This is a genomic window from Pseudomonas sp. UBA7500 (assembly GCF_002478435.1).
GTDB classification, from domain to species: Bacteria; Pseudomonadota; Gammaproteobacteria; order Pseudomonadales; family Pseudomonadaceae; genus Aquipseudomonas; species Aquipseudomonas palmensis.
The window spans coordinates 210,824-227,916 of record NZ_DLNW01000028.1 but is presented as its reverse complement, the minus strand read 5'-3'; the positions used below and the strand labels follow the sequence as shown (position 1 = coordinate 227,916).

Genomic DNA, 17,093 nt, shown 5'->3' with positions numbered 1-17,093 from the left:
CCTCCCTGCGCTCGCGCCGGCTTTGAACCCTTGCTTGCGGGTCACGCCTTGCTTGGCGGGCGTTTCGCAGGTTTGCCAGGCACTTTCGCAGGTGCTTCTGACGCCTTCGCAGGTTTTTTCACCGGCACTTTCGCAGGGACCTCAGGCGCCTCCTCAGATGCCGGGGGCACCTCCAGGCTCGGGATATAAAGCAGCCTGGAAAATTGCCAGTCCGAGCCCGTAACCGCTTCAAGCGCATAATTGAGCCACACTGGCTGGCCTCTGTTCTGCTGAAACCAGCTCAGTGGAATTTCAAACTGGGCTTTACCACCCTCCATGGATTTCCACCCCAGGTCCTCATGCCCTGTCATGGTGAAACCTCTTAGACGAACCTTGTGTGAACGGTGCCATTTGGGATATGTAACCGTGGCCACGCGAGAACCGCGGTCAAGTTTTGGCCGGTCCAATGGATCGAAACTTTGGACTTGCACCGTATAGTAACGACTCTGCGAAACCACCCATGCTCCGCCATTCCTGCTCAGCGCGAAATTTACCTGTGCCGTTTGACCGGAACTGCTGTACATCAGCGCTTTTGGACAAGAAGAGTACAGCGCTTGCGGCGGGTTTTTGATGACTTGCACGGGCAAATCGAAGATGATACCGGAAGGTTCGACAATTCTTACCCTGACCCTGTCACCGGCGTACATACCGGCTGATATGAGCGTCCTGACTGACAAAAAATCCGTATTGCTGCCGCAGTTGTAGATCCCCCTTATCAGGAAATACCTTCTCGACGGGTCTTGGGGGTATTCGGGATGTTCAATCGAACAGTCGATCGTCGGGGCATCCCAAGCATATAGCTTGGACTCAATTTTAGCAGGCATAGGTACGCATCCTTATATCCGCGAGGCAAGTTACAAACTTTCACTGCGGAAAGTCTGTCCGTCACCTGTATATAAACAGATAGGCATTCAAGCGCGCACCTGACAAAACTGTCAGTTCTCTATAAACAATCAACCTGGCAATGACAAGTTTTATAACCACCCACAAAAAAGCCCGGTCAAACCAGTGTCTGACCGGGCAGGTACACCCAAAGGAGCAAAGGTGTCAGGCGGGGGGAAAATCGGTACGGCTCAAGCTACCGCAGCCAGCAGCGCCTTGGCCTGGTTCAGGCCTTTTTCGTGGAAGTCGCCGCCCATGTTCAGGCCCTCGGCGTGAATGAACGTCACCTCGTGAATGCCGATGAAGGCCATCACCTGGCGCAGGTAGGGCTCCTGATGGTCGCTACCGGCCCCGGCGTGGATACCGCCGCGGGCCGTCAGCACATAGGCGCGCTTGCCGGTCAGCAAGCCCTGCGGGCCGGTGGGGGTGTATTTGAAGGTGACGCCGGCACGCAGCACATGGTCGAGCCAGGCCTTCAGCGTACTGGGGATGGTGAAGTTGTACATCGGCGCCGCCAGCACCAGTACATCGGCGGCCAGCACTTCGTCGGTCAGTTCGTTGGAACGTGCCAGTGCCTGCACTTCTTCGGCGCTGCGCTGGGCTTCGGGCTTCATCCAGCCACCCAGCAGATGGCTGTCCAGGTGGGGTACCGGGTTCAATGCCAGGTCGCGCACGCTGATCTGGTCGGCCGGCTTGGCCGCCTGCCACTGGCTGATGAAATCACGGGTCAGCTGACGAGACACGGAGTCCTGCAGGCGGGCGCTGCTTTCGATGATCAGTACGCGGGACATGGGTTGCCTCCATCGGCAAGTTCGCTAAGTCGATGGAGGCAAGATTAGAGATTGACCTATCGATAAAAAAGCGTAAAAACTGGGTTAAATCTATCAGTTAACCTGTTTTATTGCGGTTTGCAGTCCAGCGCAATGCGCAGCTTGAGGATTTCGCGGTTGAATTTGGCCGTCACGTCGACGCTCTTTTTCGCCGGTACCTGTATGCGCCGTACCCTGGGGGCCTCCGGGCCGTTGCGGAAGGTGACCTTGCACGTCGCTGCCACATCGCCGTAGTTGTTCAGGCTGATCGAGCCGATGTCACGGTCGGTGTCGTAGGTGGTGTAGTCAAGCTTCACCCCGTCGGTGTTCTTGGTCACGTCGATGGGGTAGGCCAGGGCCGTCAGCGGCAGCAGGGCCAGCAGTGCAACACAGATTTTCTTCATAACGGCGCTCTCCATGAAAGTGCGCCAGCTTAGGACAACAGGAGCCGAAGATGAAAGCGCCGCGCGTTACCCTGGATCAGTGGCGGACTCTGCAGGCGGTGGTCGACCACGGCGGCTTTGCCCAGGCCGCCGAAGCCCTGCACCGCTCCCAATCGTCGGTGAGCTATACCGTGGCCCGCATGCAGGACCAGCTCGGCGTGCCGTTGCTGCGCATCGACGGGCGCAAGGCGGTGCTCACCGATGCCGGCAGCGTGCTGCTGCGCCGCTCGCGCCAGTTGGTCAAGCAGGCCAGCCAACTCGAAGACCTCGCCCATCACATGGAGCAGGGTTGGGAAGCCGAGGTGCGCCTGGTGGTCGATGCCGCCTACCCCAATGCCCGACTGGTACGTGCCCTGAGTGCGTTCATGCCGCAAAGTCGCGGCTGCCGGGTGCGCCTGCGCGAGGAGGTGCTGTCAGGGGTCGAGGAAGTGCTGCATGAAGGGGTGGCGGACCTTGCCATCAGCGGCTTCAGCATCCCCGGCTACCTGGGCACCGAATTGAGCGCGGTGGAGTTCGTGGCCGTTGCACACCCCGAGCACAGCCTGCACCGCCTGGGCCGCGAGCTCAGTTTCCAGGACCTGGAGAGCCAGTTGCAGGTGGTGATCCGCGACTCTGGCCGGGCACAACCGCGGGATGTGGGCTGGCTGGGCGCCGAACAGCGCTGGACGGTCGGCAGCCTGGCCACCGCCGCCACCTTCGTCAGCAGCGGCCTGGGCTTTGCCTGGCTGCCACGCCACCTGATCGAGCGCGAACTGCGCGAAGGCGTGCTCAAGCCACTGCCGCTGGACCAGGGTGGCAGCCGTCACCCGCTGTTCTACCTTTACTCGAACAAGGACAAACCCCTGGGCCCGGCCACGCAGATCCTCATCGAGTTGCTGCGCAACTTCGACACTGCGCCGCTGGACGCGCCCTTCGCCGCCCCCGCCCAAGCCTGACAGGTAACGCCCATGGCCTATTTCGAACATGAAGGTTGCACCCTGCATTACGAGGAATATGGCCAGGGCGAGCCCCTGGTACTGCTGCACGGCCTGGGCTCGAGCTGCCAGGACTGGGAATACCAGGTACCGGAGCTGGCCCGTCAGTACCGCGTGATCCTGCTCGATGTGCGCGGCCACGGGCGCTCCGACAAGCCTCGCGAGCGCTACAGCATCGCCGGCTTCAGCGCCGACCTGCTGGCCCTGCTGGAGCACCTGAACACCGGCCCGGTGCACCTGGCTGGCCTGTCGATGGGCGGCATGATCGGCTTCCAGTTTGCCGTCGACCATCCCCACCGGTTGCGCAGCCTGTGCATCGTCAACAGCGCACCCGAGGTCAAGCTGCGCAGCCGCGACGATTACTGGCAATGGTTCAAGCGCTGGAGCCTGGCCCGCCTGCTAAGCCTGGAGACCATCGGCAAAGGCCTGGCCGCACGCCTGTTTCCCAAGCCGGAGCAGGCCGAGTTGCGACGCAAGATGGCCGAGCGCTGGGCGCGCAACGACAAGCGTGCGTACCTGGCCAGCTTCGATGCCATCGTCGGCTGGGGGGTACAGGAACGCCTGGGCCAGATCCGCTGTCCTACGCTGGTCATCAGCGCCGACCACGATTACACCCCGATACAGCTCAAGCAGCGCTACGTCGCGCTTATTCCTCAAGCACGACTGGCGGTCATCGAAGATTCACGGCACGCTACACCGCTGGATCAACCCCGGCTGTTCAACCAGACCCTGCTGCAGTTTCTGGCAACGGCTTCAACCACTTCTCAAGGATCATTGAGTTCATGCTGAAAAAACTTCTGCTTGGCGCCTGCTCGGTCGTCTTCGCCACCAGCCTGATGGCTGCCGAAAAAGCCCCGCACGTACTGCTCGACACCAGCTTCGGCCAGATCGAAGTGGAACTGGACCCGGTCAAGGCGCCCATCTCGACCAAGAACTTCCTCGAGTATGTCGACAGCGGCTTCTACACCAACACCATCTTCCACCGCGTGATCCCGGGCTTCATGGTCCAGGGCGGCGGCTTCACCGCGCAGATGCAACAGAAGTCGACCAAGGACCCGATCCGCAACGAGGCCAGCAACGGCCTGCACAACACCCGCGGCACCCTGTCGATGGCCCGCACATCCAACCCGAACTCGGCCACCAGCCAGTTCTTCATCAACGTGGCCGACAACGCCTTCCTCGATCCGGGCCGCGATGCCGGCTACGCCGTGTTCGCCAAGGTGGTCAAGGGTATGGACGTTGTCGACCAGATCGTCAACTCGCCGACCACGCGCAAGAACGGCATGGCCGATGTACCGGTCGATCCCGTGCTGATCAAGTCCGCCAAACGCATTGACTGAGCCCGTGTTCACAGGGACGTGAACCACGACCGGCCCGGTCGAGTCAGACAGGAGTTAGAGTTTTGAGGTTGTATCGCTATTTCGAAAAGCTGATCGATATCTTTCGAGAAGCACCGACCGCATCGCCGCCGGGCAAGGTCCTGCCGTTCTATTTCTACTACCTGCGCCAGGTGTGGCCCAGCTTTGCCGCACTGCTGGTGGTGGGGCTGGTGGCTTCGCTCATCGAAGTGGCGCTGTTCAGTTACCTGAGCCGTATCATCGACCTGGCCCAGGGCGCGCCAAACCCCGATTTCTTCAGCGATCACGCCAGCGAGCTGATCTGGATGGTGGTGGTCACGCTGCTGCTGCGCCCGCTGTTCTTCGGCCTGCACGACCTGCTGGTGCACCAGACCATCAGCCCGGGCATGACCAGCATGATCCGCTGGCAGAACCACACCCATGTGCTCAAGCAGAGCCTCAATTTCTTCCAGAGCGATTTTGCCGGGCGCATCGCCCAGCGCATCATGCAGACCGGCAACTCGCTGCGCGATTCGGCCGTGCAGGCGGTGGACGCCCTGTGGCACGTGCTGATCTACGCGATCAGCTCGCTGGTACTGTTCGCCGAGGCCGACTGGCGCCTGATGCTGCCCCTGACCGTCTGGATCTTCGCCTACATCGGCGCACTGTGCTATTTCGTGCCCAGGGTCAAGGAACGCTCGGTGGTGTCATCGGATGCGCGCTCCAAGCTGATGGGCCGCATTGTCGATGGCTACACCAACATCGCCACCCTCAAGCTGTTCGCCCACACCGACTTCGAGCGCCAGTACGCCCGCGAAGCGATTCGCGAGCAGACCGAAAAGACCCAGCTGGCCTCGCGGGTGATCACCAGCATGGATGTGGTCATCACCAGCCTCAACGGGCTGCTGATCGTCACCACCACCGGCCTGGCGCTGTGGCTGTGGAGCCAGTCGCTGATCACCGTGGGCGCCATCGCCCTGGCCACCGGCCTGGTGATCCGCATCGTCAACATGTCGGGCTGGATCATGTGGGTGGTCAACGGCATCTTCGAGAACATCGGCATGGTGCAGGATGGCCTCAAGACCATCGCCCAGCCGGTCACCGTCACCGATCCGCCAGATGCTCCGGCGCTCAAGGTCGATCGCGGCGCGGTGCGCTTCGACAATGTCGACTTTCATTACGGTCAGGGCAGCCGGATCATCAGCAACCTGACCCTGGACATTCGCCCCGGCGAGAAGATCGGCCTGATCGGCCCCTCGGGCGCCGGCAAGTCCACCCTGGTCAACCTGCTGCTGCGCCTGTACGACCTGGAAAGTGGCCGTATCCTGATCGACGGCCAGGACATTGCCCAGGTGAGCCAGGCCAGCCTGCGCGCACAGATCGGCATGATCACCCAGGACACCTCGCTGCTGCACCGCTCGATTCGCGACAACCTGCTGTATGGCCGGCCGGATGCGACAGAAGAGGAGTTGTGGGAGGCGGTGCGCCGGGCGCGGGCCGATGAGTTCATCCCTCAGCTGTCCGATGCCCAGGGGCGCACCGGTTTCGATGCGCATGTGGGCGAGCGTGGCGTGAAACTGTCCGGCGGCCAGCGCCAGCGCATCGCGATTGCGCGGGTCCTGCTCAAGAATGCACCGATCCTGATCATGGACGAAGCCACTTCGGCGCTGGATTCGGAAGTGGAGGCAGCCATCCAGGAGAGCCTGGAGACCCTGATGCAGGGCAAGACGGTGATCGCCATTGCGCACCGCCTGTCGACCATCGCGCGGATGGACCGGCTGGTGGTGCTGGAGCAGGGGCGGATTGCCGAGATGGGCACCCATGCCGAACTGCTGGCGCACCAGGGGCTGTACGCACGGTTGTGGCATCACCAGACGGGAGGGTTTGTCGGGGTCGATTGAACACCGCGGCGACGGTATCGCGGGTCAAGCCCGCTCCCACAGGGATTTCACTGCGCCTGCGGGTGCGGGCTCGGCCCTCAGGCTTGCCTGAAGGGCAGCGCCGTACGCGCCTCCTCGGCATACCCCAGCACCCCCACCCGCTCCTGCGCCAGAAAGTCCTGCACGGCCGCCTTCAACCCCGGATGCAGCAGGTAATGCCAGGACCGCGTGATCACCGGTTCGAACCCGCGAATCAGCTTGTGCTCGCCCTGCGCCCCGGCATCGAAACGCTGCAACCCTTCGGCAATGGCAACGTCCATACCCTGATAGAAGCACGTCTCGAAATGCAACCGGTCGAACTCCGCTAGGCAGCCCCAGTAGCGCCCATACAGGCTGTCACCACCCACCAGGCTGAACGCCATCGCCACCGCCCGCCCGCCCTGATGCGCCATCACCACGCGGATCGACGCGGGCATGCGTTCGGCCAGCAGGCTGAAAAACGCCCGGGCAAGGTACGGGGCACGGCGGCGCACGGCGTAGGTGTTGGCATAGCATGCGTACACGAAATCCCACTGCGCCTCACTCAGCTCATGGCCGTGGTACCACTGAAACTCGATACCCTGCCCCGCCACCTGCTCGCGTTCCTTGCGCATCTGCTTGCGCTTGCGCGAACTGAGGCTGTCGAGAAAATCCTGGAAGTCCCGATAACCCTGGTTGCGCCAGTGAAACTGGCACCCCAGGCGCTCCATCCAGCCCGCACGCCCACGCAATACTTCGTCGCTGGCCGGGTCGGTGAAGTTCACGTGCAGGCCCGACAGCCCCTGTTCGAGCAAAGCATCGCTGACGCCGTCGATCAGCTCACCCGCCGCCTGCGCGTCACCCAGCAGGCGCGCGCCGCTGACCGGTGAAAACGGCACCGCGCACAGCAGCTTGGGGTAATAGTCGATACCGGCGCGGTCGCAGGCGTCGGCCCAGCCGTGATCGAACACGTACTCGCCGAACGAATGGGTCTTCACGTAGGCCGGCATGGCCGCCCGCACCTGGCCCTGAGTGTCCGTCAGGACCTGGTGGGCCGGTGCCCAGCCGGTGCGTGGGGTGACGCTGGCGCTGTCTTCCAGGCTGCGCAGGAAGGCATGGCGCAGGAACGGCTGGGCATCCGGCACCAGGGCATCCCAGGTGGCGGCGTCGATATCGGCAAGGTGCGGCAGAATTGAGATGGGCATGCGCGCAGTCTGCCCCCTCGTGCGAGCAAAAAAAAGCCCCGCAGGTGCGGGGCGAAGATCTAACGGATGAAGGAGTGTGTTGCAGGGGTAACGCTTAGAACACGTACTGCGCGCGCATCACGAAACCGTCGCCGCTGTCGTCGCCGGCAGCGTTCTGCGCGTTGTCGGTCTTGGCCTTGACGTACACGCCGCTGAGCTTGATCGACTCGTTGGCGTACCAGTTCACACCCAGGTTGTGCACCTTGGCTTCCACGTCACCGATGTCGGCAAATGCGCCGTTGTTGTCGTCGACGCTCAGGTGGTCGTAGCGGTAGAACACTTCCCACGCACCAATCTGCTTGTTGGAAGGCTTGATGCTGTCGAACTTGCCGAGTTTGTAGCCACGCGCTTCACCGGTGATGGTGTAGGCCACCTGGCCGTAGTAACCCTTGGCCTTGATGTCGGAGAAGGCCGAGTCGTCTGCCTGAACATCACGCTTGATGTACTCGCCCTGCACCGAGAACGGGCCCAGCGCGTAGGCGGCTTCCAGGCCCCAGGCCTTGTCGGTGTCGTAGGCACCGGCCGGGGTGGTGGCGTTGCCGCCCAGCACCAGGCGGTTGCCGTTGTTGCCGGCGTCCTGGCCACCGTCGGTGCTCACCCCACGCATGCCCAGGCGGCTGCGGATACGGCCGTCGAACGCGGTGTCGGAAAGGTCGCGCTGGGCGTAGTTCAGGCCAACGTGCAGTACGTTGCCGGCCTCGTGCATCGGTGCGAACACACCGCGCAGGTTGAACTGCTTGGAGCTGTCGCCGTCCTTGTCCTGGTTGGTGGCGTCCTTGGCGAACAGGCCGGCCGAACCGTACAGCGAGTCACCGGCGTTACCCGATGCCTGGATACCGAAGCCGCCGTTGTGCGAGTTGGTCCAGTCCACCAGGTCGTAGGCAGCGGTTCGCTCCTGGGCAGTCACCCACTTGGAGCTGGTGGCTTTTTCCAGGCCGAACTCGGGGTCGAAGCGACCGACCTTGATCGATACCGGCTTGAAGCCGTTGTAGGCCAGCGACGCTTCGTCGAAGTAACCGTCTTCGGAACGGTTGTCGCCACCGGAGTTATGCGAGAAGTCGTAGGCGATCTGGTAGGCCCAGTCGGTGTACATCACACCGCCCAGTTCCAGGTAGGCACGGCGGAAGTAGCCCGCATCGGCGGTATCGCCGTTCTTGGTGTAGAAACCGTCGAAGCGGCTGTAGTCGGCCTGGACCCGGCCACCCAGCTTGAAGCTGAATTCCTTGTCAGCGGTAGCGACCTCCAGGCCACCCTTGGTCTTGACTACGATATCGGCGCCGTCAGTAGTCACGGTGCCCGCGAAAGCCTGGGCGGTAACGGCCATTGCCAAGGCGCTGGCTGCGAAACCTGCGAAGTGCTTACGGATCATCGAAGGAACTCCCCTACGTTCATAACGTTTATGGTCTTGATTACGTTGAAAAAACACGCGGCTCAGGCCACTTGTGCTGGGGACGAATCTTGGCGGGGGGTTATTTCAGATCAGTGGCTGTTAGATAAATATTTAGTGACAGGGGAACTTTTTACTTCGAATGTGAATAAGAAAATTCGCCCCGTTGCAGGGCTGGTTGCGGGGTTTCAGCGCGTTGCCCGGCGCTCGGCGGCCAGCCGCGCCGCAAGGGCCTCGGCCCCCTCCACAGGCGCCGGCGGCAGCGCCTTGAGGGTTGCCTGGGCCAGGCGCAACTGCTTGATGAAGCGACGACAATTGCGACAGAACAGCAGGTGCTGGCGCGTCATCAGGCGCTCGCCCAGGGTCAGTTGCCCGTCCAGGTAATCACTGGAGCAGGCGACCAGTTGCTTGCAGGTCAGCATTGGCCGGTGTCCTCGAAATGTTCCAGGGTCGCGAAGACCTTGAGGCGTGCACGGTGCAGCAGCACACGTACATTGGAGAGCGACAGGTCGAGCAGATTACAGATTTCCACCAGTTCGAGGCCCTGGCGCTCACGCAACAACAGCACACTGCTCTGCAGCTGCGACAGGCTGAGCAGGGTGTGCTCCAGGCATTCGCGCAACTGCTCCTGGCTGAGCAGGGCCTCGGGGCTGTCTTCGTGCCAAGCCGAAGGCGCCAGCAGCCAGTGACCGTCGCTGGCGAAACGCGCGTCGTCGATGCTGCCATGGGGGGCCGGCAGGTCGTCGAGCAGCACCTCGCGGCGGTTTTGCCGGTAACGGGTCTTGGCCGTATTGGCGGTGATGGTCAGCAGCCAGGTCTTGAGGCTGGAGCGGCGCTGGAAGCCCGCCAGACCGCGTACCGCCGCCAGCCAGGCATCCTGCACCACCTCGTCGGCGCCACGTTCGCCGACGATGGCATAGGCCACCGCGCGCATGGCGCCCTGGCAGGTCTGAACCAGTTCGGCGAACGCGCGCTGCTCTCCCGCCAGCAGGCGGTCGAGCAAGCGCTGTTCGTCAGCCGTCACTGGCGTGGGCGATCAACGTTTGCGCAGGATCACGCTGCCGATCGAGTAGCCGGCACCGAACGAACTGAGCACCCCGAGGGCACCCTTGGGCAGGTCGTCCTGGTGCTTGTGCAGCGCGATCACCGAGCCGGCCGAACTGGTGTTGGCGTAGGTATCGAGAATCACCGGGGCCTCCTCGACCAGCGCGTCGCGGCCCAGCAGCTTCTTGACGATCAGGTGGTTCATGCTCAGGTTGGCCTGGTGCAGCCAGAAGCGCTTGACGTCACTGACGTTGAGGTTGTTTTCGCTCAGGTGCTGGCCGATCAGCTCGGCCACCATCGGGCACACCTCGCGGAACACCTTGCGGCCTTCCTGCACGAACAGCTTGTCCGGCGCACCGATACCCTCTTCCGCCGCGCGGTTGAGGAAGCCGAAGTTGTTGCGGATGTTGTTGGAGAACTGGGTCAGCAGCTTGGTGCTGACGATATCGAACTGGTGCGCCGAGGTAGCGAGGTCGGCACGTTCGACCAGCACCGCCGTGGCGGCGTCGCCGAAGATGAAGTGGCTGTCACGGTCACGGAAGTTCAGGTGGCCGGTGCAGATCTCGGGGCTGATCACCAGCACCGAACGGGCCTGCCCCAGTTGCACGCTGTTGCAGGCGACCTGAATGCCGAAGGTCGCCGACGAACACGCCACGTTCATGTCGAAACCGAAACCGGCGATGCCCAAAGCCTGCTGCACTTCGATGGCGATGGCCGGGTAAGGGCGCTGCAGGTTGGAGCAGGCGACGATGACCGCGTCGACATCGGCTGCGGTGCGCCCGGCACGCGCCAGGGCCTGCTCGGCGGCGGCCACGCCCATCTGGCAGAGGATCGACGGCTCGTCGTTGCTGCGCTCCGGCAGGCGCGGCTTCATGCGCTGCGGATCGAGGATGCCGGCCTTGTCCATCACGAAGCGGCTCTTGATGCCCGAGGCCTTCTCGATGAACGCAGCGCTCGACTCGGCCAGTGCCTGCACTTCGCCCCGTTCGATGGCAGCGGCATTGTCGGCATTGAACTGCTGCACATAGGTGTTGAAAGACTCGACCAGCTCTTCGTTGGAAATGCTGTTGGCCGGGGTGTACAGGCCGGTGCCGCTGATGACGACGTTATGCACGGTCGTTCCTCTGTTCGGGGCCGCTGCCTGCCGGGCAACGGCCTGTTCTGTCGGTCAAATGGCACGAAAGTACCAATTAATACAGGCAATGCACCCGGCAAGCGGGGCAGTACGCTGTGCTGCATTCTGTAGCTACCGTGGCAGGTACCTGACACGGTAGCGAAGTTCGCCAAGTGTGCCACAAGTTCCGGGGATTAGGCTTCCACCAGACTCCATTGCTTGGCCAGGCGCTTGTCGGAAATCGGTACCTTGGTACCCAACTGCTGGGCAAACAGCGACACGCGGTATTCCTCGATCCACCAGCGGTACAGCACCAGTTGCTCGTCGCGCTTGCCCTCCTGGGCATGCTTGTCGGCACGCGCCTTGTACTGTGCCCACAGACCGCTCAGCTCGCCGCTCCACACGCGGTCCTTCTGCACCTGCGAACCGAGTTTTTCCAGACGCAGCTCCACCGCCTTGAGGTAGCGCGGCAGTTCCTTGAGCCAGATGCCCGGGGTTTCCCGCACAAAACCCGGGTACACCAGGTTGGCCAGTTGCTGCTTGATGTCGTTGAGCGCCACGGCCTGGGCCAGGTCGATCTTGCCCTTGAAGCGCTTCTGCAGACCGTGCCAGAGCTTGAGTATCTCGAGGGTCAGGCGGGCCAGGCGCTCGGCGTGATCGGCCCAGTGGCCGCGCTTGCGTTCGGCCAGCGAAGCAAGCCCGGCACCGTCGCGCGGCAGGCTGCTCTCGCCGTCGAGGATGCAGGTGTCCAGGCTGGCCAGCAGGATGTCCTCGACCAGCGCATCGACACGCCCCAGCTCGCGGTACAGCAGGCCCAGTTCGGTCAGCCCCGGCAGCTTGCCGCGCAGGAACTTCGCCGGCTCGGCCAGTTGCTGCAGCAGCAGCCGCTGCAAGGCTCGGCGGTGCTGGAACTCGGCTTCGGCCTGGGTCGAGAAGCGCCCTTCCTTGACCGTACCGCCCTCTTCCACCAGCGCCGGGTACACCGTCATCGACAGCCCGGCGATCTTCTGCTGGGCGGTCTGGGCCACCTCGGCAAACACCTTGGCTTGCACCGGCTGCTGGGCCTTGGCCGATTGCGGCACGGCCAGCGCGGCCTGGCTGGCAGCAACGAAGCGCGCCGTCAGCTCGGTCAGGTCGCGGCCTTCACCCAGGAACTTGCCCTGGGCATCGACCACTTCGATGTTCATGCGCAAATGGCCTTCCACCTGCGCAGCCGCCTCGGCCCAGGCCTCGTCGCTGACCCGCGCACCGGTCATGCGCAGCAGTTCGCGGCCCAGCGCCTGGGGCAGCGAGCCGTCGGCGAAGGTCATGCGCTGCAAGGCGGCCTTGACGAAGTCGGGCACCGGCACGAAGTTCTTGCGCAAGGCCTTGGGCAGGTTGCGTACCAGCGCAATGCACTTGGCTTCCAGCAACCCCGGCACCAGCCATTCCAGGCGCTCGCCCGGCAGGCTGGGCAGCAGCGGCGCCGGCACCCTCACGGTAACGCCGTCGCGGGGGTGGTTGGGTTCGAAGTGATAGCTCAGCGCCAGGCTCAGGTCGCCGATGCGCAGGGTATCGGGGTACTGCGTGGCGGTGACTTCACTGGCCTCGCGGGCCAGCACGTCCTCTTCGCGCATGATCAGCAACTGCGGGTCTTTCTGGCTGGTGACGCGGTACCAGCTGTCGAAGGTCGCGGTCTGGTGGATCTCGGCCGGCAGGCGCGCCTCGTAGTAGGCGTACAGGGTCTCTTCATCAGCCAGGATGTCGCGCCGGCGGGCCTTGGCCTCCAGCTCGTCGAGCTGCTCGAGCAGGCGCGTGTTGGCCGCCAGGCACTTGGCCCGCGACTGGATCTCACCGCCCACCAGGGCCTGACGGATAAACAGCTCGCGCGAGGCCTGCGGGTCGATCGGCCCGTAGTGCACCGGGCGCCGGCCGACCACGATCATGCCGTACAGCGTGACCTGCTCGAAGGCCACCACCTGGCCGCGCTTCTTCTCCCAGTGCGGTTCGAAGTGGTTCTTCTTGATCAGGTGCCCGGCCAGCGGCTCGATCCAGTCCGGCTCGATCTTGGCCACCATGCGCGCATACAGCTTGGTGGTCTCGACCAGTTCGGCGGTCATCAGCCATTGCGGGCGTTTCTTGCCCAGGCCCGAGGACGGGTGTACCCAGAAGCGCCGCTGGCGCGCGCCCAGGTAGTCGCCGTCCTCGGTCTTCTGGCCGATCTGGCTGAGCAGCCCGGACAGAATCGCCTTGTGCAGGCGCGGGTAGTCGGCCGGCTCCTTGTTGATGCTCAACTGCAGGTCGCGGCAGATCAGGCTCAGTTGCCGGTGTGCATCGCGCCATTCGCGCAGACGCAGGTAATTCAGGAAATTCTTGCGGCACCAGTTGCGCAGCGGGCTGGCCGTCAGGGCCTGGCGCTGTTCTTCGAAGCCGCGCCACAGGTTGACCAGCGCGGCGAAGTCCGAGTCGCTGTCCTTCCACTGCGCATGGGCCTGGTCGGCAGCCTGCTGGCGCTCGGGCGGACGCTCGCGGGGGTCCTGCACCGACAGTGCACTGGCCACGATCAGCAACTCCTGCAGGCTGCCCTGCTTGGCGCCTTCGAGCAGCATGCGGCCCAGACGCGGGTCCACCGGCAGGCGCGCCAGCTGGCGGCCCAGCGGGGTCAGCTGGTTCTCGCGATTGACTGCCGAGAGTTCCTGCAGCAGGTTGAAGCCGTCGCTGATGGCCTTGCCATCCGGCGGCTCGATGAACGGGAAGGCGTCGATCTCGCCCAGGCGCAGGTGCAGCATCTGCAGGATCACCGCAGCCAGGTTGGTGCGCAGGATCTCGGGGTCGGTAAAGGCGGGCCGACCATTGAAGTCGTCCTCGCTGTACAGGCGCACGCAGATGCCCGGTTCGACCCGCCCGCAACGGCCCTTGCGCTGGTTGGCACTGGCCTGGGACACCGCCTCGATGGGCAGGCGCTGCACCTTGGCACGGTAGCTGTAGCGGCTGATGCGCGCCGTGCCGCTGTCGATCACGTAGCGAATGCCCGGTACGGTCAGCGAGGTTTCCGCAACGTTGGTGGCCAGCACCACGCGCCGCCCCGGATGGGACTGGAAGATCTTCTGCTGCTCGGCCGGCGACAGCCGTGCATACAGCGGCAGGATTTCGGTGTGGCGTAGCTGTGCCTTGCGCAGCATCTCGGCGGCATCGCGAATTTCGCGCTCGCCGGGCAGGAACACCAGCACGTCGCCCGGGCCCTTGCCGATGCTGCGCTCATGGGCGGCAATCTCGTCGAGGGTGGCCAGGATCGCCTGGTCGACGGTCAGATCGTCCTCGACGCGGTTGCCCTCCTCGTCCTGCTCGCTGGTCAGCGGCCGGTACCAGGTCTCGACCGGGTAGGTACGCCCGGACACCTCGATGATCGGCGCATCGTTGAAGTGCCTGGAAAAGCGCTCCAGGTCGATGGTCGCGGAGGTGATGATGACCTTGAGGTCGGGGCGCCGCGGCAGCAGGGTCTTGAGGTAGCCGAGCAGGAAGTCGATGTTCAGGCTGCGTTCGTGGGCTTCGTCGACGATGATCGTGTCGTAGCGTTCCAGAAAGCGGTCGTGCTGGGTTTCGGCCAGCAGGATGCCGTCGGTCATCAGCTTGACCAGGGTGTTGGCATCGCTCTGGTCTTCGAAGCGCACCTGGTAGCCGACCAGCGCGCCCAGCGGCGTACCCAGCTCTTCGGCCACGCGGGTGGCCACGCTGCGCGCGGCAATCCGGCGCGGCTGGGTGTGGGCGATCTGGCCATGCTGGCCGCGGCCCAGTTCCAGGCAGATCTTGGGCAACTGGGTGGTCTTGCCCGAGCCGGTTTCGCCCGCGATGATCAGCACCTGGTGGGCGGCCAGCACCTTCTTGATTTCGTCACGCTTGGCCGCGATCGGCAGGCTGTCGTCGTAGTGGATGCGCGGCACGCTGGCCTTGCGCGCGGCGACCTGATCGCAGGAGGCCTGTACCCGGGCGGCCCACTGGGCCAGCTTGGCCTCGTCGGGGCGCTTGCGCAGGTCATGCAGTTGCCGACGCAGGCGATGGCGCTCGGCGATCATGGCGTGGTCAAGGTTTTTCAGCAGTTGCTCGATGGCGGCGTTCTGGTCAGTCATGACGTCTTTTTAATAATGCAGGTGAGCCTGCTTTCACATGATCGGCGTAGTTTGGTCGGGGATTGTCGCAGATTTGCCCTGCCACGGCACGGTTCGCCATGCAGGGCCATTGTTTAGCCATTGATTAACTGAAGGTATACAAAGGCCGATTTAATGAACCTTCCCACGCGTGGGAGTATCCGTGCATGACTTTGCCAGCGTGTACGCCCCGCCCCCTGATGCGCCCTTCGTTCCCGAAGGTGCGGGCGCGCCCCGGTGAAAATCCGCTGTTCAATAGCATCCTCGCGTTCTGGGCCTTGTGGCATTGCCGCCATGCCCGCCCACCAGATACCGCCCTCGCACCCCACTGATACCGCTGGCCCGGTTGCGGCCACCCTGTCGACCGATCGACGTGCCCACTGGCGCGCGATCCTGTACGCCGCCACGGCGTAAGCGAGTGCACCATGCAGTTTGCCCCTGTTTCCGAGGCCGAGGATTTCCTGGCCGCCAACCCCGATATCGAGATGATCGAGTTGTTCATCCTCGACGCCAACGGCGTGCCCCGCGGCAAGCTGCTGCACCGCGAGGAGTTGCTGGCCGTGTATGAAAGCGGGCGGCCGCTGCCCAGCACCATCCTCGGCCTGACCCTCAATGGCGACGATGTGGAGAACTCGGGGCTGGTGTGGGACGTGGGCGATATCGACTGCCGCGCATACCCGCTGGCCGGCAGCCTGGTGCGCATGCCGTGGCGGCAGATCCCCACGGCGGCATTGCAGGTGAGCATGCACCCCAGCGAAGGCCTGCCGGCCACCGTCGCCGATCCACGCCAACTGCTGGCCAAGGTGATCGACGCGCTCAAGGCCGATGGCTATGAGCCGGTAATGGCCTGCGAGCTGGAGTTCTACCTGCTCGACCAGAAGCGCGATCACCTGGGCCACCCGCAACCGGCACTGGATACCGACGGCGGTCGCCCCCGCGCTACCCAGGTATACGGCCTGCGCGAGCTGGAGCAGATCGAACCGTTTCTGGCCGACCTGTACAGCGCCTGCAAGGCCCAGGGCATTCCTGCGCGTACCGCGATTTCCGAATACGCCCCCGGCCAGGTGGAGATCACCCTGGAGCACGGCGACGCCTTGCTGGCCATGGACCAGGCGGTGCGCTACAAGCGCCTGGTCAAGGGCGTGGCACACAAGCACGGCATGCAGGCCTGCTTCATGGCCAAGCCGTTCGAGCACCTGGCCGGCACCGGCATGCACATGCACGTGAGCCTGGCCGACGCCGCCGGCCACAACCTGTACGCCAGCGAAGACAAGGCCGGCACGCCCCTGCTGCGCCAGTCGGTGGGCGGCATGTTGGCCATGCTGCTCGACTCGCTGCTGCTGTTCTGCCCCAACGCCAACTCCTATCGCCGCTTCCAGGCCAACAGCTATGCACCGCTGGCGCCGACCTGGGGTGTGGACAACCGTACCGTGAGCCTGCGCGTGCCCGGCGGGCCGGCCAATACCCGACATATCGAACACCGCATCTGCGGCGCCGATGCCAACCCGTACCTGGCAGCCGCGGCCATTCTGGCCAGCATCCACCATGGCATCCGCCAGCAACTGGACCCCGGCGCCCCGGTGCAGGGCAACGGCTACGCCCAGGCCAAGACGCTGCTGCCCACCGACTGGCTGACCTCGCTGACCGCGCTGGAGCGCTCCAGCTGGGCGCGCGAAGCGTTCGGCGAGGCCTTCCTCGGGGTGTACCTGGCGGTCAAGCGCGCCGAGTACCGCCAGTTCATGGCCGAGGTCGGCGAGCAGGACTGGCGCTGGTACCTGACCCAGGCCTGAGCCCCCTA

14 protein-coding genes are annotated in these 17,093 nt (G+C 64.0%); 5 read left to right on the top strand and 9 right to left on the bottom strand.

Annotation, left to right across the window (positions count from 1 at the left end; translation table 11 throughout):
• Positions 1-41: 41 nt before the first annotated feature.
• From B4I46_RS14250 to B4I46_RS14240, 3 genes are all read right to left on the bottom strand, one after another.
• Positions 42-863: a hypothetical protein gene (locus tag B4I46_RS14250; RefSeq protein WP_286900687.1), complete on the bottom strand. Its 822-nt coding sequence runs from the start codon at positions 861-863 to the stop codon at positions 42-44.
• A 249-nt stretch (positions 864-1,112) separates the two neighbouring features.
• Positions 1,113-1,712, bottom strand: a complete 600-nt coding sequence (locus B4I46_RS14245; RefSeq protein ID WP_286900686.1) for an FMN-dependent NADH-azoreductase — start codon at positions 1,710-1,712, stop codon at positions 1,113-1,115.
• 107 nt (positions 1,713-1,819) lie between these two features.
• Complete coding sequence (locus tag B4I46_RS14240) at positions 1,820-2,134, bottom strand: hypothetical protein (protein ID WP_043864149.1); 315 nt, start codon at positions 2,132-2,134, stop codon at positions 1,820-1,822.
• A gap of 50 nt (positions 2,135-2,184) precedes the next feature.
• On the opposite strand from B4I46_RS14240, the gene B4I46_RS14235 reads away from it, so the two are divergent.
• From B4I46_RS14235 to B4I46_RS14220, 4 genes are all read left to right on the top strand, one after another.
• The gene (locus tag B4I46_RS14235) at positions 2,185-3,108 is read left to right on the top strand and encodes a LysR family transcriptional regulator (RefSeq protein ID WP_123753012.1); all 924 of its coding nucleotides are present in this window, start codon (positions 2,185-2,187) and stop codon (positions 3,106-3,108) included.
• A 12-nt stretch (positions 3,109-3,120) separates the two neighbouring features.
• Positions 3,121-3,936 carry an alpha/beta fold hydrolase gene (locus B4I46_RS14230; RefSeq protein ID WP_043864151.1) on the top strand — a complete coding sequence of 272 codons (816 nt, stop codon included), beginning with the start codon at positions 3,121-3,123 and terminating at the stop codon, positions 3,934-3,936.
• The gene (locus tag B4I46_RS14225; protein WP_043864152.1) at positions 3,930-4,487 is read left to right on the top strand and encodes a peptidylprolyl isomerase; all 558 of its coding nucleotides are present in this window, start codon (positions 3,930-3,932) and stop codon (positions 4,485-4,487) included. The genes B4I46_RS14230 and B4I46_RS14225 overlap by 7 nt, the downstream gene beginning before the upstream one ends.
• A 68-nt stretch (positions 4,488-4,555) precedes the next feature.
• Complete coding sequence (locus B4I46_RS14220) at positions 4,556-6,385, top strand: ABC transporter ATP-binding protein (protein WP_058541540.1); 1,830 nt, start codon at positions 4,556-4,558, stop codon at positions 6,383-6,385.
• 77 nt (positions 6,386-6,462) lie between these two features.
• Here the strand turns inward: B4I46_RS14220 and B4I46_RS14215 are convergent, their stop codons facing one another.
• From B4I46_RS14215 to hrpA, 6 genes are all read right to left on the bottom strand, one after another.
• The gene (locus B4I46_RS14215) at positions 6,463-7,587 is read right to left on the bottom strand and encodes a GNAT family N-acetyltransferase (protein WP_286900683.1); all 1,125 of its coding nucleotides are present in this window, start codon (positions 7,585-7,587) and stop codon (positions 6,463-6,465) included.
• 94 nt (positions 7,588-7,681) lie between these two features.
• A complete protein-coding gene (locus tag B4I46_RS14210) occupies positions 7,682-8,995 on the bottom strand; it encodes an OprO/OprP family phosphate-selective porin (protein WP_043864155.1) in 1,314 nt (437 codons plus the stop codon).
• Between the two features lie 206 nt (positions 8,996-9,201).
• On the bottom strand, positions 9,202-9,435 hold the full coding sequence (locus tag B4I46_RS14205; RefSeq protein ID WP_054914943.1) for an anti-sigma factor family protein: 234 nt from the start codon (positions 9,433-9,435) through the stop codon (positions 9,202-9,204).
• Entirely contained in the window at positions 9,429-10,037 is a 609-nt protein-coding gene (locus tag B4I46_RS14200; RefSeq protein WP_043864157.1) for an RNA polymerase sigma factor, read from the bottom strand. Before B4I46_RS14200 ends, B4I46_RS14205 begins: the two co-directional genes overlap by 7 nt.
• A gap of 12 nt (positions 10,038-10,049) precedes the next feature.
• Entirely contained in the window at positions 10,050-11,171 is a 1,122-nt protein-coding gene (locus B4I46_RS14195) for a beta-ketoacyl-ACP synthase III (RefSeq protein ID WP_043864158.1), read from the bottom strand.
• Between the two features lie 194 nt (positions 11,172-11,365).
• Positions 11,366-15,277: an ATP-dependent RNA helicase HrpA gene (hrpA, locus tag B4I46_RS14190; RefSeq protein WP_054914945.1), complete on the bottom strand. Its 3,912-nt coding sequence runs from the start codon at positions 15,275-15,277 to the stop codon at positions 11,366-11,368.
• Between the two features lie 443 nt (positions 15,278-15,720).
• Between hrpA and B4I46_RS14185 the strand changes: the two genes are divergently transcribed.
• Entirely contained in the window at positions 15,721-17,085 is a 1,365-nt protein-coding gene (locus B4I46_RS14185; protein WP_088514505.1) for a glutamine synthetase family protein, read from the top strand.
• Positions 17,086-17,093: the final 8 nt, after the last annotated feature.